This window comes from Pseudomonas sp. NC02 (assembly GCF_002874965.1).
Lineage (GTDB): Bacteria > Pseudomonadota > Gammaproteobacteria > Pseudomonadales > Pseudomonadaceae > Aquipseudomonas.
Genome location: NZ_CP025624.1, coordinates 4,936,242 through 4,961,189, shown reverse-complemented (window position 1 = coordinate 4,961,189; position 24,948 = coordinate 4,936,242). Strand labels below are relative to the sequence as shown.

Sequence of the window (24,948 nt, the reverse complement as noted above, 5' to 3'; positions counted from 1 at the left end):
TGTGCACTGAAATTATAAACCGGGCCGGTTTACGGGCCCGTTCGGGTGCCTAAGACTGCCGCACTTTCGTCTTTCACGCCAGTCGCAGTTGGCTGATGGCACCGTGTTACTGCACCCATCTCTGCAGGATTTGCTGCAAATCCGTGCGTTTGAACGGCTTTGCCAGGTAATCGTTCATTCCAGCTGCCAGGCAGGCTTCGCGATCGCCCTGCAAGGCATTGGCCGTGAGGGCAATGATTGGCAGCTCGGCGCAACCGGGCAACTGGCGAATCTGCCGGGTAGCCTCGTAGCCATCGATGCCCGGCAGTCGGCAGTCCATCAGGATTGCGGTAAAAATCAGGCTCTCGGCGCTGCGAATCGCTTCGGCGCCGTCGGTGGCGATGCTCACCTCGAACCCCAGGCTGCGCAGCATGGCTTCGACCACCGTGCGATTGACCGGGTTGTCTTCCACCAGCAACACGTTGCGCCCTTCGCCCGCACGGCCATTGCCTTCGGTATTCGGCGCGAGCACCGGCAAGCTCTGCTGGTAGATCGCCAGCGGAATTTCCAGGGTAAACACCGAGCCGTGGCCTTCTTCGCTCTGGGCGCGCAGGGTGCCGCCCATGCGTTCGGCCAGGGTGCGTGCGATAGGCAGTCCCAGTCCGGTGCCGCCGTAACGTCTTGAAATGGAACTGTCGGCTTGCTGGAACGCATCGAACATCAGTTCCAGGCGCTCGGCGGAAATGCCAATCCCGCTATCGCGCACGGTGCAGGTGAACCACAGCAATTCATGGTCCAGGGTCTGCCAGTGGGGTTCGACGGTGACGGTGCCCTGCTCGGTGAACTTCAGGGCATTGCCGATCAGGTTCACCAAAATCTGCCGGATGCGGGTCGGGTCGCCCTGTACTTGCAGCGAGCCCAGGCCCTGGGGGATCGGCACTTCGAGCGCCAGCCCGCGTTGTTGGGCGGCGTGCTGGAAGGCCTGGGCGCAACTGCTGATCAGCTCCACCAGGTCGAACGGAATGTGCTCAAGCTCCAGGGCCGCGCGCTCGATGCGCGAGAAGTCGAGGATGTCGTTGATCACCTTCAGCAGGTGTTCGGTGGACTCCGAGGCCAGTGCCGCGTATTCGGTCTGTTCCTCGGTCATGTCGGTGGTTTCCAGCAGTTGCAGCATGCCCAGCACCCCATTCATCGGCGTGCGCAATTCATGGCTCATCATCGCCAGGAAGTCCGACTTGGCATTGTTCGCCCGCTCGGCTTCTTCGCGGGTCTGGATCAACTGGGCCATGGCCTGGTGCTGTTCACGACTGGCCTGGTTCAAGCCATCGGCGAGGTTATTGATGTGGCGCGACAGGTCGCCCAGCTCCGAGTCATCCACGATGGGCAGCGGCGTCTGGTAATCGCCCTGCTGGATCGCCTTGACCGCATTGCCCATGGCGCTGATCGGTTGCGACAGGCTGGCCGCCAGGCGCCGGGCCAGCAGGAAGGTAAACAGCAGGGCGAACAGCGCGAGAATCCCGGCCTTGAACAGGATTTCCTGCTGGCGCTGGCTGAACGCATCGTTGGACATGCCGACAATCACTCGCCCCAGGTAGTCCGCGCGCGGGGCCTTGGGCTCGGCAGTACTGTCCTGGAAGAAGTCATTGCCCAGCTGGATATGTTGCAGGCGAATCGGCGCCTGGAAGACTTTCACCGACAGCGAGCGATCGTGCTTCTCCGACGGTTGCTCGACATACACCAGGATATTTTCTGCGCTGTCCTGAATCTCCAGGAAGCGCACGTGCGGCGTGGCGAGGGTGGCCCGCAACAGGCTTTCAAGCACGTCGTTGTTGCCGGAAATCACCCCGTATTCGGTGGCCGGCGCCAGTTGGTTGGCGATCAACTGGCCGGTGTGGTCCAGTTCCTGGCGCAGGTCCTGGATCCGCACGAAGGTGAAGAAGCTGATCAACAGCAGCGTCAGCAGGAGTGCCGGGCCCAGGGTAATGAGCTGGGTCCGGGTGTTGATGTCCCAACGGCGACGAAATGTCATGGGCGTTTTTCTCCTTCGGCCAGGCGGGCGGCGACGTTGGTTTCGTCCACCTGTTCGATCCCCAGTGAGCGCGCAACCTGCGGGTTGCCTACGACTTTGAAACGTTCCGGGTACAGCGAGCGCGGCCAACTGGCCGGCGCATGATCCAGCAGGCGGTCGAGCACATCCAGCCAGTCGGTCTGATCGCTGTAGGTGCTGGCCAGGCTGCCGGCCTTGACGAACCCGGCGTTGGGCCCGACCAGTGGCAATTGCCTGGCGTAGCTGCTGAGCAGCAGGTTTTTCGCGGTTTTCGGGTTGTACAGCTGGGGATCATCCAGCCCCAGCAAGACGTCGCTGTTCTTGAACAGGCTTTGCAGCGGGCGACTGTCATTAATGTTTTCCCAAAGCTGGGGCACGATCTCCAGGCCCATGGGCGCGGCGTACTGGCGCAGCTCGCGCAGCAGGAACTCGCTGTCGATGCCATAGAGCACGCCGATGCGCCGGGCCTGAGGCAGGATGCCGGTGATCAGGCGCAGTTGTCGGTCCAGCGGTGGGTCGCTCCACAGCAGGCTGATCTTCGCAGGCAACGTGGCACCCAGGCGCTGGCGCGCTTGCAGGCGGCTGATGCGCAGCACCAGGGTCGGTGGGCCCTGGGCGTCTTGCAGGCGCCAATCAAGGCTGGGCAGGTCCAGCAGGATCAGGCGGGTGCTGGTCGGCAAGTTTGCGGGGGCGGGCAGGTCCTTGAGCGGGGTGAACTTCACGCTGTCTTCGGGACGCTGCAGGGCCAGGGCCTGGACGAATGTTTGTACGCCCGGGCCGTCTTCGTCGGCGGTCAGCAGGATATCCGCTGCCCATGTCGGTGCGCCGAACAGTAAAACCCCAAGCAACACACAGCACCGCCAGAGCCGGGCGGTAAAGGGCAGGGTCATCCGTGACGAGTCGCTGTCCACTAGAACTCTAACTCCGCACTGAAGTAGAGCACGTGGCGTTGGTCATAGTTGTTGTCGGGCCAGGTGGTGGGCTGATTGTCGAGGCGTTGTTGCAACATGCCGGCCAGCTCCACGTTGGCTTTGCCCAAGGCAATGCGCTTGGCCACCCGCAGGTCGACCCGTTCGAAGCGATACTGGTTGAGCGCATCGTCGCCATAGTAGAACACCGCGCTGGACCAGCCATGGCCCCATTCCCGCATCCAGCCGGCCGAGCCGCTGTTGCGCGCGGTCTGCTGCCTGTCCAGGGGGTTGGTGGCGCTGGCATCCACATAAGCATAGGTGACGCGCAGCCGGTCGGCGGTGCTCATGTGCCAGTCGAGCTGGGTTTCGGTGCCGGTAAAGCGCGAGCTGTTCGAGTTGCTGGCGATGTACTGGTTGTTGCGCAGCGGCTCGCTGACCATTTCGCTGATTTCGTCGTAGAACAGCTTCACGTCGACGTTCAGCCCGATGTCGGCAAAAAAGCCGTTGTAGCCCAGCTCCCGGGAGCGCATCAGCTCTTTGTCGAGGTTGCCCGGGCCACGGGTCACCACGAAGTATTGGCCGGAGTTCTGGCCGTAGGCCGGCGAGCTGAGGTTGGTGACGCGGTAGCTCCAGTTGACGTTGTTCTCGAACATGTCCGGGGAGCGAATGGCTTCGGAGTACACCGCGCGCAGGCCGTGGCGCGGGTTGATCAGGTAGTTGACGGCCACCCGTGGCGTCAGCGAGTTGCCGCTCAGGTGAGTGTCTTCGTACATCGCGCCGCCCTGCAGCAGCCAGTGTTCGCTGGCCCGCCATTCCAGGTGGCCGAACAGGCGCCAGGTGGTGTCGTCCAGGGTGCCGTTGAAGTAGGTGTCGGAGTCGGCGCGGTCGTAGCGGTAGTTCATGCCGCTGACCAGGCGCAGGCTGTCGGACAGGCTGAGGGTGTCTTGCAGCTCCAGGTCGTAGCGGCTTTCCTTGGTGCTTTGGTCGATGTTGCCGCAGACCGGGTCCTTGCCGCCGTCCCCCCATTGCTGGAGCACCTGGCGGGCCAGTGCCTGCTCGGCGGCGCTGCCGGGTGGAAGGTTGCCTGGGTTGAAGTTGTTCATGTGCCGGGCCAGTCGCTCGGCATAGTTGGGGTTGAGCTGCCACAGCTGCGTCAGTTCCGGGCTGAACGAGACCTTGGCATCGCACGCGCGCCAGATCTGCCGGCGATCCCATTGCTGGGCCGAACCCTGGATATACAGGCTGTGATCGGGGTTGAAGTCGAAGTTCCAGCGCAGGGAACCGGCATAGTCCTTGGCGCTGACGTCGGAATTGTTACCGCCTTCGGTAATCCCGTCGAACACCGGTTGGTAGGTGTAAGGGCGCTGGTTGGTGCCTTCCTTGGCGTCCAGTTGCCAGTCGATGCTTTGTTGCGCATTCAGGGTCTGGCTCACGGCCAGGCTGAAGCGGTTCAGGCGGCGCCCGTCGCGGCGGTCAGCGCCCACGCGGTCGCTGTCAAAGCCATCGTCCTGTTGACCGGAGAGTGACAGGCGCAAATCGCCGGTGTCCCAGCCCATGCCCTGGCTGGCGTACCAGTCGTTGATCCCTCGGCCGCCCTGGGTGAGTTTCATCCGCGTGCCATGGCTGTTGGCCGGCGAGCGGGTGAGGATGTTGACGACGGCCATCAGCGCGTTGGCGCCGTAGCTGACGGTATTGGGGCCGCGGAAGACCTCCATGCGGTCGATGTCTTCCAGGGCTACCGGAATATCGCTCCAGTCCACCGTGGCCAGGCCCGCGCGGTACACCGAGCGCCCATCGATCAACACCTGCATGCGCCGCGCATCGCCCGCCTGGGTGCCGTGGTAATTCACGGCGGCCTGGTTGCCGGTGGTGTAGCCGACCATCATCCCGGGCACCAGCCGCAGCAGTTCGGGGATATCCCGTGCGCCGCTGGCCTTGATCAGCTCGCTGTCGATCACCGTCATGCTGCCGGGCACGGCGGCGGCCGATTGCTTGAGCCGGGTGGCGGTCAGCACCTGCGGCAGCGGCTGGCTGTCGAGGAACAGGTCGTCAGCCAGCACCGGCACACTGCACCACGGCATGCACAACAACGTCAGCAGAAGGGATGAGCGAGGAGGAGGGCCCAAATACACGGCACGGCCTTGATAATTACGGATAGCCGCCCATGTTAACTGAGGTGGGGCCTTTTGCCAGTCGTCGGCCCTGTAATTACTTCGCACAAATGTCGCATTTTCCGACAAGCGTTTGAATTGACGCGGGGGCTGGCCGCAGGCGGGTCGCTCCGTATAATGCGGCCATCGCCACTGCTATGGATTAACGGATTGCATATGACTGAACAGCGCCCTATTGCGGTCCTGGGAGGCGGAAGTTTTGGTACCGCCGTGGCTAATCTGCTGGCTGAAAATGGTCACCGGGTGCGTCAATGGATGCGTGACCCCGAGCAAGCCGAAGCCATTCGGGTCAACCGGGAAAACCCCCGTTACCTTAAAGGCATCAAGATTCTGCCGGCCGTGGAGCCGGTGACTGATTTACAGGCGACGCTGGACGAGTGCGACCTGTGCTTCGTCGCGCTGCCCTCCAGCGCCCTGCGTTCGGTGCTTGCACCCCATGCCGAGCGGCTGGCGGGCAAGCTGCTGGTGAGCCTGACCAAGGGCATTGAGGCGCACACCTTCAAGTTGATGAGCGAGATCCTTGAAGAAATCGCCCCCGAAGCGCGGATTGGCGTGTTGTCCGGGCCGAACCTGGCGCGGGAAGTGGCTGAGCACGCGCTGACCGCCACGGTGATCGCCAGTGAAGACGAAGAACTCTGCGAGCGGGTGCAGGAGGTGCTGCACGGTCGCACCTTCCGCGTGTACGCCAGTGCCGACCGTTTCGGCGTCGAGCTGGGCGGGGCGTTGAAGAACGTCTACGCGATCATCGCCGGCATGGCGGTTGCGCTGGGCATGGGTGAAAACACCAAGAGCATGCTGATCACTCGCGCCCTGGCCGAGATGACCCGGTTTGCGGTCAATCAGGGCGCCAACCCGATGACCTTCCTTGGCCTGGCGGGTGTGGGCGACCTGATCGTCACCTGCTCGTCACCGAAAAGCCGCAACTATCAGGTCGGTTTTGCCCTTGGCCAGGGCTTGAGCCTGGAAGACGCCGTGACGCGTTTGGGCGAAGTGGCGGAAGGCGTCAACACCCTGAAGGTGCTGAAGGCCAAGTCTCAGGAGGTCGGGGTGTATATGCCGCTGGTTGCCGGGTTGCACGCGATCCTGTTTGAAGGGCGCACCTTGAACCAGGTCATCGAGTTGCTGATGCGCGCCGAGCCTAAAACCGATGTCGACTTTATTTCCACCAGTGGTTTCAACTGAGGAACGCGTCATGAACGATCCGAAAGCAGCACCCAAGTACGAGTCCATCGGCCTGCGTGTCCTGTGGATGCTGGTGTTTGCCCTGGTGTGGCAAGTGGCGCAGTTTCTGCTGGGCGCGCTGGTGGTGGTGCAACTGGTTTATCGCCTGGTGTATGGGGCGCCGAACCTGGGGCTGATGAATTTTGGTGACAGCCTGAGTCAGTTTTTGGCGCAGATTGGGCGGTTTGGCAGTTTTCACAGTGATCAGAAGCCTTGGCCGTTTGCAGATTGGCCGACGCCCCGTGCACCGGAAGGTGAGGCTGCTCACAGTGTGCCGCCTGCACCGCATCCGGCGCGTGATGAGGAACCCAAGCTATGAAGGTGTGGGTGTTGCGTCACGGTGAGGCCGAGGGGCATGCGCGTACGGATGCCGAGCGTAATTTGACGGCCCATGGGCGCGATGAGGTGTTGCGCAGTGCGGGGCATCTGATTGGGCAGCCTGTGCGGGCGATTATTGCCAGTCCGTATGTGCGGGCGCAGCAGACGGCGCAGTTGGTGCGGGAGGCGTTGGGGTTTGAGCCTGAGATCCGCACTGTGCCTTGGTTGACGCCGGAGAGTAATCCGCTGGAGGTGCTCAAGCATCTCGACAATGACGATGATGTGTTGCTGGTTAGCCATCAGCCGTTTGTGGGGGGGCTGATCAGTTATTTGCAGCATGGGCATTTGCGGCAGCCGCAGCCTATGAGTACGGCGAGTCTGGCGGAGTTGGAAGGGGACTTTCCGTTGGCGGGGTTGATGAGTCTTTTGAGTGTTCGGAATCCTTAAGATTGGGTTTGGTTTTGGGTACATATCCGTTTCTTCGGTAACGGCCACTTATGGTTCCGCTCTTACAGCGGGTCACTTTTTTACAAACGCCTAAAAAAGTAACCAAAAAACGCTTTGCCCCACCACTCGGTGCCTCGCTTAGGCTCGGCATGCCCGCACTCCGGCCCGGTTCCGCGGGCCGCCGCGACGGGCCATCCATGGCCCGGCGCGGCTAAATCGGCATCCTTGCCGATTTACCCGCTCCACCGTGCCTACTTGCGGCCATCGTGGTTGACGGGGCCCGCAGATCAAGATCAAAAGCAGATCAAAGGCAAGAGCACAGCGGCCTCCCGGCCGGCTTGAGTGTTAAAAGCAAAATCTAAGGCGGGCACGGTCCAAATGTGGGAGCGGGCTTGCTCGCGAAGGTCGTTAACGATGACGCGGGCATTCTGATTCAGCGCGGCGACCTCAGGTTTTTCGCGAGCAAGCCCGCTCCCACATAAAAGCAGATCTGTTTTCGCTCTGGTCTTTGCTTTTAACACTCAAGCCGGCCGGTAGGCCGCTGTGCTCTTGATCTGCTTTTGATTTTGATCTTAGGCGCCCCGTTAAACCACGCTGGCCGAACGCAGGCTTTGGAGCGTGGGTAACCCGGCAGGACGCCGGGTTAGCCGTCCTGGGCCAAGGATGGCCCATGACGGCGGCCCACGGTCCAAAGCCGGAGTGAGGGCACTCCGAGCCTAGGCGAGGAGCCGAGTGGTGGGGCAAGAGCGTTTTGCTTACTTTTGCGCTGTTCAAAAGTGAGCCGCTGTAAGAGCGGAACCATAAGCGGCCGTTACCTGAATAACGGATATGCCCCCAAAAACAGCAGAACTTGCACCCCCCGCGCTCCCATGAAATAGTCAGCCAAGCAAGTGCTTGGTTGGCTACCATCGGAACACAAAGGAGCGCGTCCATGTCTGTCGCTATTCGTTTGCCGCTGCAAGTCTTCTTCGACCGCGAAGCCCGCCACCCACGGCAACGATTCCTGGTTCAGCCCATCAAAGGCGGTGAGGTCCAAACCCTCACCTGGGCCGAAGCCGGTCACCAGGCCCGCTGCGCCGCCCACTGGCTGCGAGCCCGCGACCTGCCCCAGGGCTCCCACATCGCCCTGATCTCGAAAAACTGCGCCCACTGGATCATCGCCGACCTCGCCATCTGGATGGCCGGCCACGTCTCGGTCCCGCTCTACCCCAACCTCACCGCCGACTCCGTCGCCCACGTACTCGAGCATTCCGAAGCCGCACTGGCATTTATCGGCAAACTGGACGACTGGCCCGCCATGTCCGCCGGAGTAAAGGCCGACCTGCCCACCATCAGCCTGCCGCTGTGCCCCGATGGCGAATTCGATTTCACCTGGGCCGACCTGCAAGCCTGCTCACCCATTCAGGACAACCCCGCGCCCGCAGCATCCGATCTAGCCACCATCATCTACACCTCCGGCACCACCGGCCTGCCCAAGGGCGTGATGCACAGCTTCGGCGCGCTGGCCTTCGCGGCCATCCGCGGCACTGAACTGTTCGGCCTGGGGGAGGGCGACCGCCTGCTGTCCTACCTGCCGCTGTGCCACGTCGCCGAACGCATGTTCGTGGAGATGGCCTCGATCTACACCGGACAGACAGTATTTTTCGCCGAGAGCCTCGACACTTTTCTGACAGACCTCAAACGGGCGAGGCCAACAGCGCTGTTCGGCGTACCGCGGATCTGGACCAAATTCCAGATGGGCGTCTATAGCAAAATCCCCGCAAGCCGCCTCGATACCTTGCTGCGCCTGCCCTTCATCGGCAAGCGGGTCGGCCACAAAGTACTCGCCGGGTTGGGCCTGGACGCTGTGCGCGTGGCGATCTCCGGCGCAGCCCCCGTGCCCGAAGCACTGTTGGTCTGGTATCGCCGGCTGGGCCTGGATGTGCTGGAGGTCTATGGCATGACCGAAAGCTGCGGCTACTCCCACGTGTGCCGCCCCGGCCAGCAGAAACTCGGCTGGATAGGCCCGCCATGCCCGGACGTCGAAGTACGCATCGGTGACGACGGCGAAGTCCAGGTACGCAGCGGCGCGACCATGCTCGGTTATTACAAGGACCCGGCAAAAACTGCCGAGACCCTCACCGCCGACGGCTTCCTGCGCACCGGCGACAAGGGCGAGCAGGGCACCGATGGCCGCCTGCGGCTGACCGGGCGGCTCAAGGAAATCTTCAAGACCAGCAAAGGCAAATACGTGGCCCCGGCGCCGATTGAAAACCGCCTGGCCGAACATGCACGCATCGAGCAGGTGTGCGTGGTGGGCGATGGCTTGAGTGCGCCCATGGGCCTGTGCGTGTTATCTGCCGTGGGCCTGCAAGATGCCGCAGGCGCTGGGCGCCAGGCTTTGCAGGGCAGCCTTGAACGCTTGCTGGAAGAGGTCAACCAGGTGCTGGATAAACATGAGCGCTTGCGCCAACTGGTGGTGGTGAAAGACAGTTGGGCGGTGGAAAACGGTTTTCTCACGCCGACCTTGAAGATCAAGCGCAACGTGATTGAATCAGCCTACGGGTCGCAGTTCCTGGCCTGGAGCGAGCGCTCCGAAGCCGTGCTGTGGCAGGATTGAGCACTGACATAAAACCAATAAGGACCGATCAATGAGCCTGTGGCGCACCCAACCGAATATCGAGCAACTGAATGCGATTCAGAAAAACACCATCGGTGAAGTACTGGATATCCGCTTTGAACGTTTTGACGACGAGTCCCTGACGGCCAGCATGGTGATCGACCACCGCACCCATCAACCCTACGGCCTGCTGCACGGCGGCGCGTCGGTGGTACTCGCGGAAACCGTGGGCTCCATGGCCAGTTACCTGTGCATCGACGCCAGCAAGTTCTATTGCGTGGGCCTGGAAATCAACGCCAACCACCTGCGCGGCTTGCGCAGCGGGCGGGTGACGGCGGTGGCCAAGCCGATTCATATCGGGCGCACCACCCACGTGTGGGACATCCGCCTGACCAGCGATGAAGGCAAGGCCAGCTGTGTATCGCGCCTGACCATGGCCGTGGTACCGCTGGGGGAGAAGCCGCCGGCCCGATAGGCGTGGCGTGAGTGTCATCATTCCTGGCAGTTACAGTCATTGCCGTGACTGCCGGGTCTGGGGAGAATCAACACTCTGTTTACGGTGATGGATCAGGTATGTCGCAGCACGTGTTTTTCGCTCACGCCAATGGCTTTCCTTCGGCGACCTACGGCAAATTGTTTGCCGCCCTGGCCCCGGAGTACGCCGTCGCGCATTTGCCGCAGCACGGTCACGACCCCCGGTTTCCAGTGGATGACAATTGGCAGAACCTGGTGGACGAACTGATCCACCACCTTGAGCAACAACCGGAGCCGGTGTGGGGCGTGGGCCATTCGTTGGGTGGTGTGCTGCACCTGCATGCGGCCATGCGTAGCCCGCAGCTGTATCGCGGGGTGGTGATGCTGGATTCGCCGGTACTGACCCTGGCCGATCGCTGGGTGATCCGCGCGGCCAAGCGTTTCGGCTTTATTGACCGGCTGACCCCGGCGGGGCGCACCCTGGGCCGTCGTGAAGAGTTCGCCGACCTGGCGGCTGCGCGCCAGTACTTCGCTGGCAAGACCTTGTTTCGCGGCTTTGATCCCGACTGTTTTGATGCCTACCTGCAACACGGCCTGGAGCCGGTGGGTGATCGCCTGCGCCTGCGCTTTGATCCGGCCACCGAAATCAGCATCTACCGCGGCGTGCCCCACACCAGCCCCGGCCAGGCCCGGCAACTGAAAGTGCCGCTGGCGGTGGTGCGTGGTCGCCAGAGCCGGGTGGTGATGCGTCACCATGCCAGCGGCGTGGGGCGCATGCCCATGGGCGAAATGCTGACCATGCCCGGCGGCCACATGTTTCCCCTTGAACGCCCACAGGACACCGCCACTTTGATCAAGAACCTGTTTGCCCGTTGGGAAGCTCGCCAGCGCGAGCGCAGTTGCGCATGACTGCGCCCGTCGAAGAAGTCCGCCTGGCGCTGCCGCACATCGAGTTGGCGGCGCATCTGTTCGGCCCTGAAGATGGCCTGCCGGTGATTGCCCTGCATGGCTGGCTGGACAACGCCAACAGCTTCGCCCGCCTGGCACCGAAACTCGATGGCCTGCGCATCGTTGCGCTGGACATGGCCGGCCATGGTCACTCGGCCCATCGCCCCGTTGGCGCCGGTTATTCCCTGTGGGATTACGTCCACGACGTGCTGCAAGTCGCCGAACAACTCGGGTGGAAACGTTTTGCATTACTTGGCCACTCCCTCGGCGCCATCGTTTCCCTGGTGTTGGCCGGCGCCTTGCCGGAGCGGGTGACGCACCTGGGATTGATTGATGGCGTGATCCCGCCGACCGGCACCGCAGACAACGCCGCCGAACGCCTCGGCATGGCGTTGCAGGCGCAAATGAACCTGCAGGACAAGCGCAAGCCGGTGTACAGCACCCTTGATCGCGCGGTGGAAGCGCGGATGAAAGGCGTGGTGGCAGTCAGTCGTGAAGCCGCCGAACTGCTGGCCCAGCGTGGCTTGATGCCCGTGCCGGGTGGTTACACCTGGCGCAGCGACAGCCGCCTGACCCTGGCCTCCCCCATGCGCCTGACAGAAGAGCAGGCGATGGCCTTCGTGCGCCGAGTCGGCTGTCCGACACAGTTGGTGGTCGCCGAAGACGGCATGTTGGCGAAACATTCCGAATTGCTTTCCGGGCTTACGTTCCAGGTGACTACCTTGCCCGGTGGCCATCATTTGCACCTGAATGACGAGCCAGGCGCTACCCTTGTTGCAGACTGTTTCAATCGGTTCTTCTCCACGCCTTGACTTGGCGGGGTCAACTGCCGAGGCTGGGCGGATCGAAAGGGAGTCAACCATGAACGATCTCAACACCGCAGCGCACCCCAATGGCCAGGGCGCGCCGATCCGATGAGTATGCCGAAGGGATTTTTCCGTGTTCTGGGGCTGTGCTGTTTCAGCCCGCTGGTGTTTGCCGCCGACGTACCGGGTAGCCAGGACTTGCCCGCCGTGGCCCGTCAGGTCGACGCGCAGATCGTCGACTACCGTCCCGCCGAAGAGAAAGAACGTATCTACCCGCTGGGCTCGATCCGCAAGATCAGCGGCCAGCTGCGCTATGAAGGCCAGGCCACCGCCCGCGGCCAAGCCACTGCCATCACCTACGAACTGCCTGCCGAGCACACCTCCAGCGCCGCCTTTACCGCCACCCGCGAAGCCTTGCAGGCCCAGGGCGCGCAACTGCTGTTCTGGTGCCAGGCCCGTGATTGCGGTGAAAGCAGCCTGTGGGCCAATGAAGTGTTCGGCAATGCCAAGCTGGTGGGCGCCGACGGCCAGCAGGAATACCTGCTGCTGCGCCTGGCGGCCCCGCAGGACAACTCCCTGGTCGCGTTGTACGGCATCACCCGGGGCAATCGACGGGCGTACCTGCACGTGGAACAGATGGACGCCAGCGCACCGTTGGGCGATTTGCTGCCGACCTCCGCTACGCTGCTGCGGGAACTGAAAAGCACCGGCGAGCTGGATTTCCCCAAGCTGGGCGCCGAGCCTGACGCCACCTGGCTCACCCTTATTTCCCGCGGATTGAACCTGGATGCCACGTTGCGGGTCAGTTTGACCGGGCCCACCGCCGAGGCATGGCGCCAGGGCTTGATCGATCAGGGCGTACGTGCGGCGCGCCTGGAAACCGGCACCACCGAAGCCAAGGGTTTGCACCTGCATCTGATACGCTGACCGTTCCAGGGCGAACGGACCCGCGCCGTTCGCCTAAGCTCTTCCTCTTACAGACTTCTTTTCGAGAAACCACATGCTCAATAACGATCGCCTGCTGGTGCAGATCCTGCTGCTGGTGTTGTTTGGTGCCAGCTTCTGGGTGATGGCGCCGTTCTGGTCGGCGCTGTTCTGGGGCGCGGTACTGGCGTTTGCCAGTTGGCCGGTGATGCGCTTGCTCACCCGCTGGCTGGGCGGTCGCGAATCGCTGGCCGCCGGGATCCTGACCCTGGTCTGGATGCTATTGGTGGCGTTGCCGCTGGTTTGGCTGGGGTTCAACCTGGCCGACCATGTGCGCGATGCCGTGGGCCTGATCAAGGATATCCAGGTGGATGGCTTGCCTGCGGCGCCCACCTGGCTCGGCTCCATTCCCTTTGTCGGCGAACGATTGGTGGCGATGTGGGACAGCATCGACCAGCAGGGCGCGGCACTGATGGTCACGTTGAAACCGTACCTGGGCCAGGTCGGCAACTGGTTGCTGGCCCGCAGTGCGCAGATCGGCGGCGGCATCCTGGAACTGACCCTGAGCCTGGTGTTCGTGTTCTTTTTCTACCGTGACGGGCCGCGCCTGGCGATGTTTGTGCATCGCTTGCTGGAGCGGTTGATCGGCGACCGGGCGGGTTATTACATCGAACTGGTCGCGGGTACGGTGCAGCGGGTGGTCAACGGTGTGATCGGCACCGCTGCCGCCCAGGCCTTGCTGGCGCTGATCGGCTTCTGGATTGCCGGTGTTCCGGGGGCTTTGGTGCTGGGGATCGTGACGTTCCTGCTCAGCCTGATTCCGATGGGCCCGCCGCTGATCTGGATTCCGGCCACCGCCTGGCTCGCCTGGAAGGGCGACTACACCTATGCGGTGTTCCTCGGTGTATGGGGCACGTTCATCATCAGCGGCGTCGACAACGTGCTCAAGCCCTACCTGATCAGCCGTGGCGGCAACCTGCCGCTGGTGATCGTGTTGCTGGGGGTGTTTGGCGGGTTGATTGCGTTCGGCTTTATCGGCCTGTTTATCGGCCCGACATTGCTGGCGGTGGCGTATAGCTTGTTGACCGACTGGAGTGCCACCCAGGCTCAGGTGCGGCGGGAAGATAAAACCGGGCAGTAATGGTTCCTGCAGGGCGCAGGAACCATTCCTACGCCCTTGGCAGCCACATTACGGCGGTAAGGCCGCCGCCCGGAGTTTCCTCCAGGCTCAGCCGTCCACCGAGGCGTTCCACGGCTTCCTTGGAAATCGTCATGCCCAACCCCACGCCACCGGAATTGCGGTTGCGCGAGCCTTCCAGCCGATAAAACGGTTCAAACACCGCCTCGCGTTTATCCGCCGCAATGCCCGGGCCGTGGTCGATCACCTTCACCACCAGCGCCTGCGGAGTGTCCGCGAGTTCGATGCGCGCGGTGCCGGCGTACCGCAGGGCGTTGTCGATCAGGTTGTTCAGGCACGAACGCAGGGCCATCGGTTGCACTTGCAGCGGCGCGCACTCACCACTGCATTGCACATCGGAGCCGCGGTCCTGGGCGTTTTCACTCAGGGACTCCACCAGCGCCTGCACATCCAGCCAATGCCGGGTTTCGCTGGTGCGCTGCTCGTGCAGGTAGCTCAGGGTGGCGTCGAGCATGCCGATCATGTCGTCCAGGTCCTGGCGCATCTGGCCCTGCAGCTTGGTGTCTTCGATCTGTTCCAGGCGCAGCTTGAGCCGTGACAGCGGCGTGCGCAGGTCGTGGGACACGGCGCCCAGCATGCGGGCACGCTGGGTGACCTGTTCGCGGATGCGCTTTTGCATCAGGTTGAAGGTCGATGCCGCTTGCCGCGCCTCCCGTGGGCCGGACTCGTTCAGCGGTGGGCTGTCGAGGTCCAGGCTCAGGCGCTCGGCCGCGGCGCTCAGGCGCTGGATCGGCCGGCTGAGCAGCTTGGCGCCATACCAGGCGGCGATGATCAGCGAGATAAACTGGAAGGTCAGTGGCACCACAGGCCCGCCGAACCAGGGACGGCGATGCTCCTTGGGCATTGGCGTCAGGCTGCCGTCCGGTTGCTCGATGAAGGTCTCGTGGGGTGGAGGGGGCGGCGGGCCATAATGGTGAAACCAGAAGAATGCCAGCGCGTGGGCCAGCACAATCGCTACCAGCAACACACCGAACAGCCGCCCGAACAGGGTGTTGAAGGCGTTGCGCATCAGCCGATATCTCGGGCGTCGAACAGGTAGCCTTCACCGCGTACGGTCTTGATCAACTGCGGGGCCTTGGGGTCATCCCCGAGTTTTTGGCGCAGGCGTGAGACCAGCAGGTCAATGCTGCGATCAAAGGCTTCGATGGAACGGCCACGGGCCGCATCCAGCAATTGCTCGCGGCTCAACACTCGGCGCGGGCGCTCGATAAACACCCACAGCAAGCGGAATTCGGCGTTGGACAGCGGCACCACCAGGCCATCGTCGGCCACCAGTTGGCGCAGTACGCTGTTGAGGCGCCAGTTGTCGAAGCGGATATTCGCCCGTTGCTCAGTGCGGTCATCCCGCACGCGACGCAGGATGGTCTGGATACGGGCCACCAGTTCGCGGGGCTCGAAGGGCTTGGACATGTAGTCGTCGGCCCCCAGTTCCAGGCCGATAATGCGGTCGGTAGGTTCGCAGCGGGCGGTGAGCATCAGGATCGGGATGTCCGATTCTGCCCGCAGCCAGCGGCACAGCGACAGGCCGTCTTCGCCCGGCAGCATCAGGTCGAGCACCACCACGTCGAAGGTCTCGGCTTGCATGGCCTGGCGCATGGCCGCGCCATCGGTCACGCCGCTGGCGAGGATATTGAAGCGCGCCAGGTAATCGATCAGCAGTTCGCGGATCGGCACGTCGTCGTCGACAATCAGTGCGCGGGTATTCCAGCGTTTGTCTTCACCGACAAGCGAGGCTTTTTGATCGTCATTCAGCACAGGAGTCAGGGTTTGCATGGTGCGATCATCTACCTGGTTGGCCGCCGGGCCGAAGCTCGGCGGAGAGGTTGTTGCGTTCAGCATAGGCGCCCAGCCCCGGGGCTGGAAGTTCTGTACGATGGTTCACGTGTGCGAGGCTAATCTTCGGGGGTATTGCAGGCATGTCGGGAATGTATCTGTTTCGACACAATTGCCCGGGAGCCCGCAATCTGGCGGCTAAATCGCGAATTACCGATCATCGGATCCCGCAAACCCGCTGCTTGCGCTACAATCCGCGCCGATTTCGACTTGCCTGAGAGCCCATTCCAATGTCCGCCTGCCAGACTCCTATCATCGTCGCCCTGGATTACCCCACTCGTGACGCCGCACTGAAGCTGGCTGACCAGTTGGACCCCAAGCTTTGCCGGGTCAAGGTTGGCAAGGAACTGTTCACCAGTTGTGCCGCCGAAATTGTCGGCACCTTGCGTGACAAAGGGTTCGAGGTGTTCCTCGACCTGAAATTCCACGACATCCCCAACACCACCGCGATGGCGGTCAAGGCCGCCGCCGAAATGGGCGTGTGGATGGTCAACGTGCACTGCTCCGGCGGCTTGCGCATGATGGCTGCGTGCCGTGAAGTGCTCGATCAGCGCAGCGGCCCCAAGCCACTGCTGATTGGCGTGACCGTGCTGACCAGCATGGAGCGTGAAGACCTGGCCGGCATCGGCCTGGACATCGAGCCACAGGAACAAGTGCTGCGCCTCGCGGCCCTGGCGCAAAAGGCTGGCCTGGACGGCCTGGTGTGCTCGGCGCTGGAAGCGCAGGCGCTGAAGACCGCCCACCCGGCGTTGCAACTGGTGACCCCGGGGATTCGCCCGGCGGGCAGCGCCCAGGACGACCAGCGTCGCATCCTGACCCCGCGCCAGGCCCTGGATGCCGGTTCCGATTACCTGGTGATCGGTCGCCCGATCAGCCAGGCGGCCGACCCGGCCAAGGCGCTGGCAGCGGTAGTTGCCGAGATTGCCTGACCTACCCGACCTGAAGCGGGCACGGTAAAAAAATGTGGGAGCGGGCTTGCTCGCGAAGGCGGTAGAGCAGTCACCTTATGCATTGACTGTCACACCGCCTTCGCGAGCAAGTCGAACCGTCGCACCGCCGCTCCCACATTTGGTTCTGAGGTGTGTCAGCTGACTTTAAGTACCAACTTCCCAAAGTTCTCACCGTTGAACAGTTTCATCAGCGTCTCCGGGAACGTCTCCAGCCCCTCGACTATATCTTCCTTGCTCTTGAGCTTGCCCTGAGCCATCCAGCCGGCCATTTCCTGCCCGGCAGCGGCAAAATTCGCCGCGTGGTCCATCACCACAAACCCTTCCATGCGCGCACGATTGACCAGCAGTGACAGGTAGTTGGCTGGCCCTTTGACAGCTTCCTTGTTGTTGTACTGGCTGATGGCGCCGCAGATCACTACGCGGGCTTTCAATGCCAGGCGGCTGAGCACGGCATCGAGAATGTCCCCGCCGACGTTATCGAAATACACGTCCACACCTTTCGGGCACTCGCGCTTGAGGCCGGCATGCACGTCTTCGTTCTTGTAGTCGATGGCGGCATCAAAACCCAGCTCATCCACCAAGAACCTGCATTTGTCGGCGCCGCCAGCGATGCCTACCACGCGGCAGCCTTTAATCTTGGCAATCTGCCCGGCAATGCTGCCCACCGCGCCTGCCGCGCCGGAGATCACCACGGTCTCGCCGGCCTTGGGCGCGCCGGTGTCCAGCAGGGCGAAGTAAGCGGTCATGCCGGTCATCCCCAGCGCCGACAGATAACGCGGCAACGGCGCCAGTTTCGGATCGACCTTGTAGAAACCCCACGGCTCACCGAGGAAGTAATCCTGCACACCCAAGGCACCGTTGACGTAGTCGCCCACGGCAAATTTCGGGTTGTTCGACGCGATCACCTTGCCTACGCCCAAGGCGCGCATGACTTCGCCGATACCCACCGGTGGAATGTAGGATTTGCCCTCGTTCATCCAGCCGCGCATGGCCGGGTCCAGGGACAGGTATTCGTTGTGCACCAGCACCTGGCCGTCCTGGGGTGTACCCACCGGCACTTCCTGGTAAGTGAAGGTGTCCCGCGTGGCCGCGCCGACCGGGCGTTTGGCGAGCAGGAATTGGCGGTTGGTCTGGGCAGTCATGGCAGCGACTCTTGAGAAGTGGACCTTGAGTGATAGACCCTTCGGGCTGCACCGGCAAGGTGCGCGGCACCTGCGAATGCCCACCGATCCACTGCAATGATAGTGATGCCGGTGCCGTTATCACTGCGGCTCATGGTTCGCCAACCGGGCTTTTGATAGTGCTGACGCGCCGATGCTGGCTCTGGCTAGACTGGGGTCATCGAGCATCCCCATCGAAGGAACATCCACCATGAGCATGACATTTTCCGGCCAGGTCGCCCTGGTGACCGGTGCGGCCGCCGGCATTGGCCGCGCCACTGCGCTGGCGTTCGCCGCTGAAGGCTTGAAAGTCGTAGTCGCCGACCTGGACGCGGCTGGCGGCGAGGGCACTGTGGCGCTGATTCATCAGGCCGGTGGCGAAGCGGTGTTTGTGCGCTGCAATGTCACCCTCGAAGCGGACGTGCAGCAGTTGATGCAGCAGACCGTGGCCACCTATGGCCGGTTGGACTATGCCTTCAACAACGCCGGGATCGAGATCGAGAAGGGCAAGCTGGCGGACGGCAGCCTGGATGAGTTCGACGCAATCATGGGCGTCAACGTCAAGGGCGTGTGGCTGTGCATGAAGTATCAACTGCCGTTGCTGCTGGCTCAGGGCGGCGGCGCCATCGTCAACACGGCTTCTGTGGCAGGGCTTGGGGCGGCGCCGAAGATGAGTATCTATGCCGCGTCCAAGCACGCGGTGATCGGCCTGACCAAGTCGGCGGCGATCGAGTACGCGAAAAAGAAAATCCGCGTCAACGCGGTATGCCCGGCCGTGATCGACACCGATATGTTCCGCCGTGCCTATGAAGCCGACCCGCGCAAAGCCGAATTTGCCGCCGCCATGCACCCGGTCGGGCGTATCGGCAAGGTCGAGGAGATCGCCAGCGCCGTGCTTTATCTGTGCAGCGACGGTGCTGCCTTCACCACGGGCCAGGCATTGGCGGTGGACGGTGGCGCGACCGCGATTTAGGAAGTGAGGCGGATGCCATTCAGAAAAGCGTTGGAGGCGCTGTGGGGTTTTTCCGCAGGTGGCCAGATGCCTCACCTGAATGTGTTTCACTAGGTAAATAATTCAATTAAATCAATGATTTAATAAATCTTGATCGCGGCTGTCATTGGGCTTCTGTGCTTAACTGGTTTGGGTTAAATGACAACAGTTTAAGTGAGTGGCTCATGGATTTAGGGATCGATCGACAAGCCCTTGTACCGGTAGTGCAGCAAATCGTCAGTGCGCTGGCCGCCTGGATTCGCGAGAGCGGCGCCAGCCCCGGGACGCGGTTGCCCTCGGTGCGGCAACTGGCCCACGAGAACCTGCTCAGTCAGTCCAGCGTCATCGAGGCGTTCGAGCGGATGGTTGCCCAAGGGGTGCTGGCCTCAAGGCAAGGCGCCGGTTTCTGTGTGGCCCAGCCACCCGCCGAGCGTGGTCTTCGCGGTGAAAACCAATGGTATGAGGGCGCCGAGTCGGGGTGGGGCGCCTTCATCGACAATCAACTGGGCGAACTGAAACTGGGATGCGGCTGGCTGCCGGACACCTGGCGCGAGAGCGACGACATCAGTTACGCGATTCGTGAAGTCACCCGCACCGACACTGCTGCGGTCTTCAACTACAGCACGCCGCTGGGCCTGCCGGCCCTGCGTGAACAGCTGCTCAAGCGCCTGGCGCACATTCAGGTGGCAACCCGGGTCGAGCATATTCTCACCACCCACGGCGCGAGCCACGCCCAGGACCTGCTGATCCGCACGCTGCTCAAGGCCGGCGACACCGTGGTGGTGGAAAGCCCGGGGTACGGCAACCTTTACCGCCAACTGGCCTTTCACGGTGTCAAGCTGCTGGAAGTGCCGCGCACCCGTGGCGGCCCGGACATGCCTGCCCTGGAAGCGCTGTTGCGCGGGCACCGGCCCAAGTGCCTGTTCATCAACAGCCTGTATCACAACCCCACCGGCACCAGCCTGTCCCTGGCGGTCGCCGAGCGCTTGCTGCAACTGGCCCATTCCCAGGACTTCTTCATCATTGAGGAAGACGTCTATGGCGACCTGCAACATGCCACGTGCACCCGGTTGTCGGCGTTGCCCCACGAGGACCGGGTGATCTATGTCTCGAGTTTTTCCAAGACCCTCAGCAGCGCCTTGCGGGTGGGGTATCTCACGGCCAGCGGGGCGATCATCGCGCAATTGGCCAGGGTCAAGACCTTGACCGGCATCGGCACCTCGCGGTTTGCCGAGGCGGTGGTGGCGACGTTGCTGGCCAATGGTACCTACCGCAAGTGGGTGCAACGCCTGCGCCGGCGGCTGAGCACGGAAATGGCCATGACCCTGCAGGTGCTGGAAGACGAAGAGTGGGAGGTGTTTGCGGTGCCGGCGGGGGGCATGTTCCTCTGGGCGCGCCCTGGTGTCGGCGACCGTTCCACCGTGCAGGCGCGGGCTCGCCGGCTGGGGGTGTTGCTGTCGCCGGGGACGCTTTTCAGCCCGACGGGCGAATCCAGCGACTGGCTGCGCATCAATGTGGCCTACGCTTCTGATCAGCGTGCACTGGCGTTGTTCAAGGCCATGGGGCCGGCAGGATCGACCTCTACCATTCTGAAAACGACGAGGATGTAGCTTTTTGCCATTATTGTGGCGCCAAACCCTTGTATTCAGTGCCCCGGGGTTGCGAATCTCGCTGCATCGAAACCTGGCTTGATGGCATTCGCCATTGCAAGAGGACTCAAGTGCAATGATTTCTGCCGTGCAACGACGTTTTGCCAACCTCGGTATGGCCAAGAAACTGGGCTTGGGCTTTGCCCTGGTACTGCTGTTGACGGCATTGGTGGCCGCGATTGGCGTGTGGTCGCTGCAAACCGTTGGCCAGCGCTTCGAGGGCCTTAAAGCCATGTCGGCGCTCAACAGCGGCTTGCTCAAGGTGCGCTTGATCGAGCAGGACTACGCGCTGCATGCCGACCCCAAGTCGGTGGACGCCTTGCACGAACGTGTCGACGCGTTGGCGGCCCAGGCGGTAATTCTCAAGGCCCAGTCGCCTGCCAATGTCCCGGTGATGAGCGACGTCGAGCAGGCGCTGGCGGCGTATCGCAAGGCGTTCGATGAGTTTGTCGAGCTGACCCAGACCAAGGACCTGGCGCTGGAAATGGCCAGTTGGTCGGTCTCCAGTGTCGCCAACAACCTTGATGTGTTGCAGGCCGGGCTGGCGGACGACGGCGCCTATGGCCTCAAGGAAAGCCAGGGCAAGGAAGGTGCCGAATTCATCGAGCAGGCGGGGCAGGTCAGCCAGGTCTCGCGCCTGATGCTGCAGGCCATGAACGAAGCGCACGTGCGCCTGGACCAGAGCCGCAAGGGCGATGACGAGAACGCCGAGCAGGGCAAGATCGAGCAGGCCGATCAGGCCCTGGCCCAGGTCGAACAGCTGAAAACCACCGTCAAGGATCCTGGCTACCAAACCGTGCTTAACGAAGTGTCCGGGCATATCGCGGCCTTCAGCGAAAAACTCGGCGAATACACCGGGCTGCTGGCCCAGGAAAAAGTCGTCTACAAGCAGTTGCACGAGCGTGCAGCCGAAGTGGTCACCCGGGTCAATCAGGCCTACGACGCAGAAGACCTGTCGATGCAGTCGCAGTTGAAGAAAAGCGCGTTGCTGATCATCGGTTCTTCGGCGTTGGCGTTATTGGTCGGGCTGATTGCCGCGTGGATCATCACCCGTTTGATCGTTGCACCGTTGCGCAGCGTGATTGCGGTGGCCCAGCAGATTGCCGCCGGTGATCTCAGTGGCCGCATGGAAGTCAGTCGCCGGGACGAGATGGGCCAGTTGATGCTCGCGATGCAACAGATGAGCAGCGGCCTGAGCAGCATGGTCAGCGGGTTGCAGGCGGGTATCGAGCAACTGGCCAGCTCGGCCCATTCGCTGTCCAGCGTCACCGAGCAGACCAATATCGAGGTCAGCAGCCAGAAGGAAGAAACCGAGCAGGTGGCCACGGCCATGAACCAGATGACCGCCACCGTGCACGATGTGGCGCGCAATGCCGAAGAAGCGGCCCAGGCGGCGCAGACGGCGGATGACAAGGTCGACAGCGGCCAGCAGGTGGTGCGCCAGAGCTTGCAGCGTATCGAGTTGCTGGCCAGTTCCGCGACCTCCGCCAGTACCAGCATCGAAAGCCTGAGCGCGGAGATCCAGACTATCGGCACCGTCCTTGAGGTGATCAAGAGCGTGGCCGAGCAAACCAACCTGCTGGCGCTGAATGCGGCCATCGAGGCGGCGCGGGCGGGCGAGCAGGGCCGCGGTTTTGCCGTGGTGGCCGACGAGGTGCGGGCGCTGGCCAAGCGCACCCAGCAATCGACCGAGGAAATCGAACGGTTGGTCAGTACCTTGCGCAGCGCTGCGCAGGCTTCGGTGCAGCAGATCAGGCAGAGCGGCGAACTGGTCAAGCTGGCGGTCAGTGATGCCCTGGAAACCGAAAGCGCCCTGGGCAGCATCGCGGCGGCGGTGTCGTTGATCCAGCAGATGAACCAGCAGATTGCCGCGGCGGCCGAAGAGCAAAGCTCGGTGGCCGAGGAAATCAACCGCAGCGTCACCAGCATCCGTGCGAGTGCCGATCAATCGGCGTTGAGCATGCAGGGCAATGCAGCGTCGAGCATCGAGCTGGCGCAGTTGGGTACGGAGCTTAAGGGGATGGTCGGGCACTTTCGCCTTTGATCACCGCAGGCCTGCGGTGATCAAAGGGCAGGGCGGTCAGGCGTTGTTGGCCAGGAAGGTCAGCAGCGCTTCGTTGACGAAATCGGGGTTTTCCCGGCTGGAGATATGCCCGGCGTGCGGAATCAACGTCAGCGCGCAGCCGATCAAGGCCGCCATTTCCTCTGATTCGGCCGGTGGGCGTGGCTTGTCCTGCTCGCCACACATCACCAGGGTGGTGTCGGTGTCGAGGCGCGCCAGTTGTTCCAGCACATCCGCGCGGCTGAAGATAATCCGGCCCAGGGGCACGATGCTGTGCACCAGGCGCTCCTTGGGGAAGGCCTGCAGTGCGTTGCGGAAATCCTGGTACAAGGCCGACTCCCGGTCGATACCGGGACGGAAGAAGATCGGCGCCACCACATCCAGCAGCGGTTCCGGAATGGCGCCGGCGTCTTCGATCATCTTGAACAGCGAAAAGTAGTATTGGCGAGTGGCTTCCGGCTCGGCGCCCAGGTGCGTGTCCATCAGCACCAGGCTGTTGACCCGCTCGGGAGCCAGCAGCGCCAGGCGTGCGCCCCACATGCCGCCGACCGACAAGCCCACGAGGTTGACCCGGGCAATGTCCAGGTGATCCAGCAGCGCCAGGTGCTGGCGTGCGAGGTCGTCCAGGGATGCAGTGTTTGCAGGCAGTGCGCCGGACTCGCCGTGGCCCCAAAGCTCGGGGACGATCACCCGGTACTGTTGCGACAGGGCTTCGATCTGCGGCGCCCACATCTGGCTGTCCCACAGGTAGCTGGAACCGAGGAGAACGGCCGGGCCGGTGCCCTGGTCGAGGTAGTGCAGCGGTTGTCCATCGATGAGCACGACAGGCATGGCGAAGCCCTTTTCGTTAACGGAGTGAGGGGCCTTTTTTACGCTATTCGAGGGGAAGGGGATAGGTGCAGAGTGATGGCATGTGGCGAGCGGGTTTCCCGCCCACCACAATGGCAGGGGATCAGTCGTAGATGGCTTTCTTCTTCCAGTCGGCGTCCGCATCCACCACTTTCAAGCCTTCGGTCAATTCGTTGACCTCGTCTTCAGCCGGTTCAAGGTTGGACAGCACCATGGAGTTGGCGCGCGCCAGCTGTTTCTCGAGCAATTGCAGCTGCTGGCTGTACACCACCGGCTCCGGTTGCTTGCGCAGGTACTGCACGCCGCGTTCGAACGCCAGGCGAGCCTGGCCCGGCTGGCCTTGTTGCAGTGCGTGCTGGCCCAGGTTGTTGAAGAACTCGATGTGCAGCAGCACCAGGATATGGCGGATTTCCTTGATCCAGTGCTTGGCTTCATTGGTCGGCAGGAAACCGTCCTGGGCCGCTCGGGTCACCTGGCCATGCAGTGCTTCGAGCAGGAAACGTACATCCTTGGCCTTGGCTTCGGTCTGGATCGGGCCTGGCGGGTTGTTCACCGGAATCGATTCGCCCTGGGCCACCAGTGCGTTGAGTTCAGTGATGCGTGCCTTGAGCGACGCATTGGACTTGTCGAGGTTCAGCAGGCGCTGATTGACGTTGAGCTCCAGGCGGGTCAGCAGCAACTTGAGTCGCGGCGTCATCAACTGGCCAGGGAAGGTCTCGGTGATTTCGCCGCAGCGGCGCAGCCGGTCATTGAGTTCGATCCGGGTCCGGTTCTTTTCCAGCTTATTGTTTTCCACCACGTGGTTCATGTAGCCAATGGCGATCAGTATTACGATCCCGGCTATTACCAGCAGGGTGATCATGAGTGGTGTCACCGGTGTGACCTCTTTATGGGGTTTGCATTGAAGTGTAGTGACTGGTGCAGTGACCGGATAGGACTGAGCGACCAGTTGCGTCAGTAGTTTCTTCTATATAGCGGGGCAGTCCCTGCGTAGATGCACATTGCCATCATTTGCTGTGGCGAACTATAGCGCCTTGTGGAACGCCAGAATATAGGCGCCAAAGCCTGGACGGCGAGAAACCCTTGCAACCCCCGTAAACCACGGCGAAGTCATTGATTTAAATAAATTTATCCTTGGGGGTTGACGACCTCCCAATCCATCCATAGAATGCGCGCCACTTACAGCGTAAAGCACACAGCGAAACGCGGTAGGGAGTGAATGTTGTACGTGTGTCCCCTTCGTCTAGTGGCCTAGGACACCGCCCTTTCACGGCGGTAACAGGGGTTCGAGTCCCCTAGGGGACGCCATATGCGGGAATAGCTCAGTTGGTAGAGCACGACCTTGCCAAGGTCGGGGTCGCGAGTTCGAGTCTCGTTTCCCGCTCCAAATTTAAGCAGTGTTGCCCTCGGG

General features: G+C 62.4%; 21 protein-coding genes, 2 tRNA genes and 1 pseudogene. 16 read left to right on the top strand and 8 right to left on the bottom strand.

Translation table 11 applies throughout. From position 1 onward, the window contains the following. Window positions 1-106 precede the first annotated feature (106 nt). From C0058_RS23075 to C0058_RS23065, 3 genes are read right to left on the bottom strand one after another with little or no spacing between them, the layout of a single operon-like run. Complete coding sequence (locus tag C0058_RS23075; protein WP_102369646.1) at window positions 107-2,008, bottom strand: ATP-binding protein; 1,902 nt, start codon at window positions 2,006-2,008, stop codon at window positions 107-109. Continuing rightward, window positions 2,005-2,916, bottom strand: coding sequence for an ABC transporter substrate-binding protein (locus tag C0058_RS23070; RefSeq protein WP_052024261.1), 912 nt, complete (start codon window positions 2,914-2,916; stop codon window positions 2,005-2,007). The genes C0058_RS23075 and C0058_RS23070 overlap by 4 nt, the downstream gene beginning before the upstream one ends. A 20-nt stretch (window positions 2,917-2,936) precedes the next feature. After that, window positions 2,937-5,069 (bottom strand): TonB-dependent siderophore receptor, encoded by a 2,133-nt coding sequence (locus C0058_RS23065; RefSeq protein WP_102369645.1) that lies wholly within the window; start codon window positions 5,067-5,069, stop codon window positions 2,937-2,939. A gap of 195 nt (window positions 5,070-5,264) precedes the next feature. On the opposite strand from C0058_RS23065, the gene C0058_RS23060 reads away from it, so the two are divergent. The 9 genes from C0058_RS23060 to C0058_RS23015 all read left to right on the top strand — a co-directional run bounded on the left by C0058_RS23060 (window position 5,265) and on the right by C0058_RS23015 (window position 13,986). After that, a complete protein-coding gene (locus C0058_RS23060; RefSeq protein ID WP_003210548.1) occupies window positions 5,265-6,290 on the top strand; it encodes an NAD(P)H-dependent glycerol-3-phosphate dehydrogenase in 1,026 nt (341 codons plus the stop codon). A 10-nt stretch (window positions 6,291-6,300) separates the two neighbouring features. After that, on the top strand, window positions 6,301-6,648 hold the full coding sequence (locus tag C0058_RS23055; protein ID WP_003210547.1) for a DUF4389 domain-containing protein: 348 nt from the start codon (window positions 6,301-6,303) through the stop codon (window positions 6,646-6,648). Further along, the gene (sixA, locus tag C0058_RS23050; protein ID WP_102369644.1) at window positions 6,645-7,094 is read left to right on the top strand and encodes a phosphohistidine phosphatase SixA; all 450 of its coding nucleotides are present in this window, start codon (window positions 6,645-6,647) and stop codon (window positions 7,092-7,094) included. The genes C0058_RS23055 and sixA overlap by 4 nt, the downstream gene beginning before the upstream one ends. Window positions 7,095-8,025: 931 nt before the next feature. Beyond that, window positions 8,026-9,693: an AMP-binding protein gene (locus C0058_RS23040; protein ID WP_102369643.1), complete on the top strand. Its 1,668-nt coding sequence runs from the start codon at window positions 8,026-8,028 to the stop codon at window positions 9,691-9,693. A gap of 31 nt (window positions 9,694-9,724) precedes the next feature. Further along, a complete protein-coding gene (locus C0058_RS23035; RefSeq protein ID WP_102369642.1) occupies window positions 9,725-10,168 on the top strand; it encodes a hotdog fold thioesterase in 444 nt (147 codons plus the stop codon). 98 nt (window positions 10,169-10,266) lie between these two features. Beyond that, window positions 10,267-11,076, top strand: coding sequence for an alpha/beta fold hydrolase (locus C0058_RS23030; RefSeq protein WP_008431257.1), 810 nt, complete (start codon window positions 10,267-10,269; stop codon window positions 11,074-11,076). Then, the gene (locus tag C0058_RS23025) at window positions 11,073-11,927 is read left to right on the top strand and encodes an alpha/beta hydrolase (protein ID WP_102369641.1); all 855 of its coding nucleotides are present in this window, start codon (window positions 11,073-11,075) and stop codon (window positions 11,925-11,927) included. Before C0058_RS23030 ends, C0058_RS23025 begins: the two co-directional genes overlap by 4 nt. Window positions 11,928-12,029: 102 nt before the next feature. Then, the gene (locus C0058_RS23020; RefSeq protein WP_003217171.1) at window positions 12,030-12,848 is read left to right on the top strand and encodes a DUF4892 domain-containing protein; all 819 of its coding nucleotides are present in this window, start codon (window positions 12,030-12,032) and stop codon (window positions 12,846-12,848) included. A gap of 73 nt (window positions 12,849-12,921) precedes the next feature. Continuing rightward, entirely contained in the window at window positions 12,922-13,986 is a 1,065-nt protein-coding gene (locus C0058_RS23015; RefSeq protein ID WP_003217173.1) for an AI-2E family transporter, read from the top strand. Between the two features lie 28 nt (window positions 13,987-14,014). On the opposite strand, the gene C0058_RS23010 is transcribed toward C0058_RS23015, so the two are convergent. Continuing rightward, window positions 14,015-15,052 (bottom strand): cell wall metabolism sensor histidine kinase WalK, encoded by a 1,038-nt coding sequence (locus C0058_RS23010; protein WP_003217175.1) that lies wholly within the window; start codon window positions 15,050-15,052, stop codon window positions 14,015-14,017. Then, window positions 15,052-15,816, bottom strand: a complete 765-nt coding sequence (locus C0058_RS23005; protein ID WP_032898726.1) for a response regulator — start codon at window positions 15,814-15,816, stop codon at window positions 15,052-15,054. The genes C0058_RS23010 and C0058_RS23005 overlap by 1 nt, the downstream gene beginning before the upstream one ends. 290 nt (window positions 15,817-16,106) lie before the next feature. Here C0058_RS23005 and pyrF point away from each other — a divergent pair, with 290 nt between their 5' ends. After that, window positions 16,107-16,805: an orotidine-5'-phosphate decarboxylase gene (gene pyrF, locus C0058_RS23000; RefSeq protein ID WP_003217180.1), complete on the top strand. Its 699-nt coding sequence runs from the start codon at window positions 16,107-16,109 to the stop codon at window positions 16,803-16,805. 155 nt (window positions 16,806-16,960) lie between these two features. Here the strand turns inward: pyrF and C0058_RS22995 are convergent, their stop codons facing one another. Continuing rightward, on the bottom strand, window positions 16,961-17,968 hold the full coding sequence (locus tag C0058_RS22995) for an NADP-dependent oxidoreductase (protein ID WP_102369640.1): 1,008 nt from the start codon (window positions 17,966-17,968) through the stop codon (window positions 16,961-16,963). Between the two features lie 229 nt (window positions 17,969-18,197). Here C0058_RS22995 and C0058_RS22990 point away from each other — a divergent pair, with 229 nt between their 5' ends. The 4 genes and pseudogenes from C0058_RS22990 to C0058_RS33295 all read left to right on the top strand — a co-directional run bounded on the left by C0058_RS22990 (window position 18,198) and on the right by C0058_RS33295 (window position 22,670). Then, entirely contained in the window at window positions 18,198-18,959 is a 762-nt protein-coding gene (locus tag C0058_RS22990) for an SDR family oxidoreductase (RefSeq protein WP_008431261.1), read from the top strand. 203 nt (window positions 18,960-19,162) lie between these two features. Continuing rightward, window positions 19,163-20,587, top strand: a complete 1,425-nt coding sequence (locus tag C0058_RS22985) for a PLP-dependent aminotransferase family protein (protein ID WP_003217187.1) — start codon at window positions 19,163-19,165, stop codon at window positions 20,585-20,587. A 115-nt stretch (window positions 20,588-20,702) separates the two neighbouring features. After that, window positions 20,703-21,809 (top strand): annotated as a pseudogene (locus C0058_RS33300) (HAMP domain-containing protein); the annotation flags it as partial. Continuing rightward, entirely contained in the window at window positions 21,789-22,670 is an 882-nt protein-coding gene (locus tag C0058_RS33295) for a methyl-accepting chemotaxis protein (protein WP_371315662.1), read from the top strand. The pseudogene C0058_RS33300 and the gene C0058_RS33295, both read left to right, overlap by 21 nt. 36 nt (window positions 22,671-22,706) lie before the next feature. Here the strand turns inward: C0058_RS33295 and C0058_RS22975 are convergent, their stop codons facing one another. Together C0058_RS22975 and C0058_RS22970 are read right to left on the bottom strand one after the other, a co-directional pair. Continuing rightward, complete coding sequence (locus C0058_RS22975) at window positions 22,707-23,519, bottom strand: alpha/beta fold hydrolase (RefSeq protein WP_008431265.1); 813 nt, start codon at window positions 23,517-23,519, stop codon at window positions 22,707-22,709. Between the two features lie 121 nt (window positions 23,520-23,640). Further along, window positions 23,641-24,399, bottom strand: a complete 759-nt coding sequence (locus C0058_RS22970; protein ID WP_003217193.1) for a hypothetical protein — start codon at window positions 24,397-24,399, stop codon at window positions 23,641-23,643. Between the two features lie 370 nt (window positions 24,400-24,769). Between C0058_RS22970 and C0058_RS22965 the strand changes: the two genes are divergently transcribed. Both C0058_RS22965 and C0058_RS22960 read left to right on the top strand, forming a co-directional pair. Continuing rightward, window positions 24,770-24,845: transfer RNA gene (locus C0058_RS22965), tRNA-Glu, on the top strand. 3 nt (window positions 24,846-24,848) lie between these two features. Further along, a tRNA-Gly gene (locus tag C0058_RS22960) sits at window positions 24,849-24,924 on the top strand. The last annotated feature ends 24 nt before the right edge of the window (window positions 24,925-24,948 follow it).

Excerpts from the sequence above, each read along its gene's own strand:
- C0058_RS22985 (WP_003217187.1), top strand. The coding sequence starts at position 19,163 with ATGGATTTAGGGATCGATCGACAAGCCCTTGTACCGGTAGTGCAGCAA.
- C0058_RS22975 (WP_008431265.1), bottom strand. The coding sequence starts at position 23,519 with ATGCCTGTCGTGCTCATCGATGGACAACCGCTGCACTACCTCGACCAG.
- pyrF (WP_003217180.1), top strand. The coding sequence starts at position 16,107 with ATGTCCGCCTGCCAGACTCCTATCATCGTCGCCCTGGATTACCCCACT.
- C0058_RS23020 (WP_003217171.1), top strand. The coding sequence starts at position 12,030 with ATGAGTATGCCGAAGGGATTTTTCCGTGTTCTGGGGCTGTGCTGTTTC.
- C0058_RS23040 (WP_102369643.1), top strand. The coding sequence starts at position 8,026 with ATGTCTGTCGCTATTCGTTTGCCGCTGCAAGTCTTCTTCGACCGCGAA.
- C0058_RS23070 (WP_052024261.1), bottom strand. The coding sequence starts at position 2,916 with ATGACCCTGCCCTTTACCGCCCGGCTCTGGCGGTGCTGTGTGTTGCTT.
- C0058_RS22990 (WP_008431261.1), top strand. The coding sequence starts at position 18,198 with ATGAGCATGACATTTTCCGGCCAGGTCGCCCTGGTGACCGGTGCGGCC.
- C0058_RS23075 (WP_102369646.1), bottom strand. The coding sequence starts at position 2,008 with ATGACATTTCGTCGCCGTTGGGACATCAACACCCGGACCCAGCTCATT.
- C0058_RS23025 (WP_102369641.1), top strand. The coding sequence starts at position 11,073 with ATGACTGCGCCCGTCGAAGAAGTCCGCCTGGCGCTGCCGCACATCGAG.
- C0058_RS23005 (WP_032898726.1), bottom strand. The coding sequence starts at position 15,816 with ATGCAAACCCTGACTCCTGTGCTGAATGACGATCAAAAAGCCTCGCTT.
- C0058_RS23060 (WP_003210548.1), top strand. The coding sequence starts at position 5,265 with ATGACTGAACAGCGCCCTATTGCGGTCCTGGGAGGCGGAAGTTTTGGT.
- C0058_RS23010 (WP_003217175.1), bottom strand. The coding sequence starts at position 15,052 with ATGCGCAACGCCTTCAACACCCTGTTCGGGCGGCTGTTCGGTGTGTTG.
- C0058_RS23030 (WP_008431257.1), top strand. The coding sequence starts at position 10,267 with ATGTCGCAGCACGTGTTTTTCGCTCACGCCAATGGCTTTCCTTCGGCG.
- C0058_RS23035 (WP_102369642.1), top strand. The coding sequence starts at position 9,725 with ATGAGCCTGTGGCGCACCCAACCGAATATCGAGCAACTGAATGCGATT.
- C0058_RS33295 (WP_371315662.1), top strand. The coding sequence starts at position 21,789 with ATGCTCGCGATGCAACAGATGAGCAGCGGCCTGAGCAGCATGGTCAGC.
- C0058_RS23055 (WP_003210547.1), top strand. The coding sequence starts at position 6,301 with ATGAACGATCCGAAAGCAGCACCCAAGTACGAGTCCATCGGCCTGCGT.
- sixA (WP_102369644.1), top strand. The coding sequence starts at position 6,645 with ATGAAGGTGTGGGTGTTGCGTCACGGTGAGGCCGAGGGGCATGCGCGT.
- C0058_RS22970 (WP_003217193.1), bottom strand. The coding sequence starts at position 24,399 with ATGATCACCCTGCTGGTAATAGCCGGGATCGTAATACTGATCGCCATT.
- C0058_RS23015 (WP_003217173.1), top strand. The coding sequence starts at position 12,922 with ATGCTCAATAACGATCGCCTGCTGGTGCAGATCCTGCTGCTGGTGTTG.
- C0058_RS22995 (WP_102369640.1), bottom strand. The coding sequence starts at position 17,968 with ATGACTGCCCAGACCAACCGCCAATTCCTGCTCGCCAAACGCCCGGTC.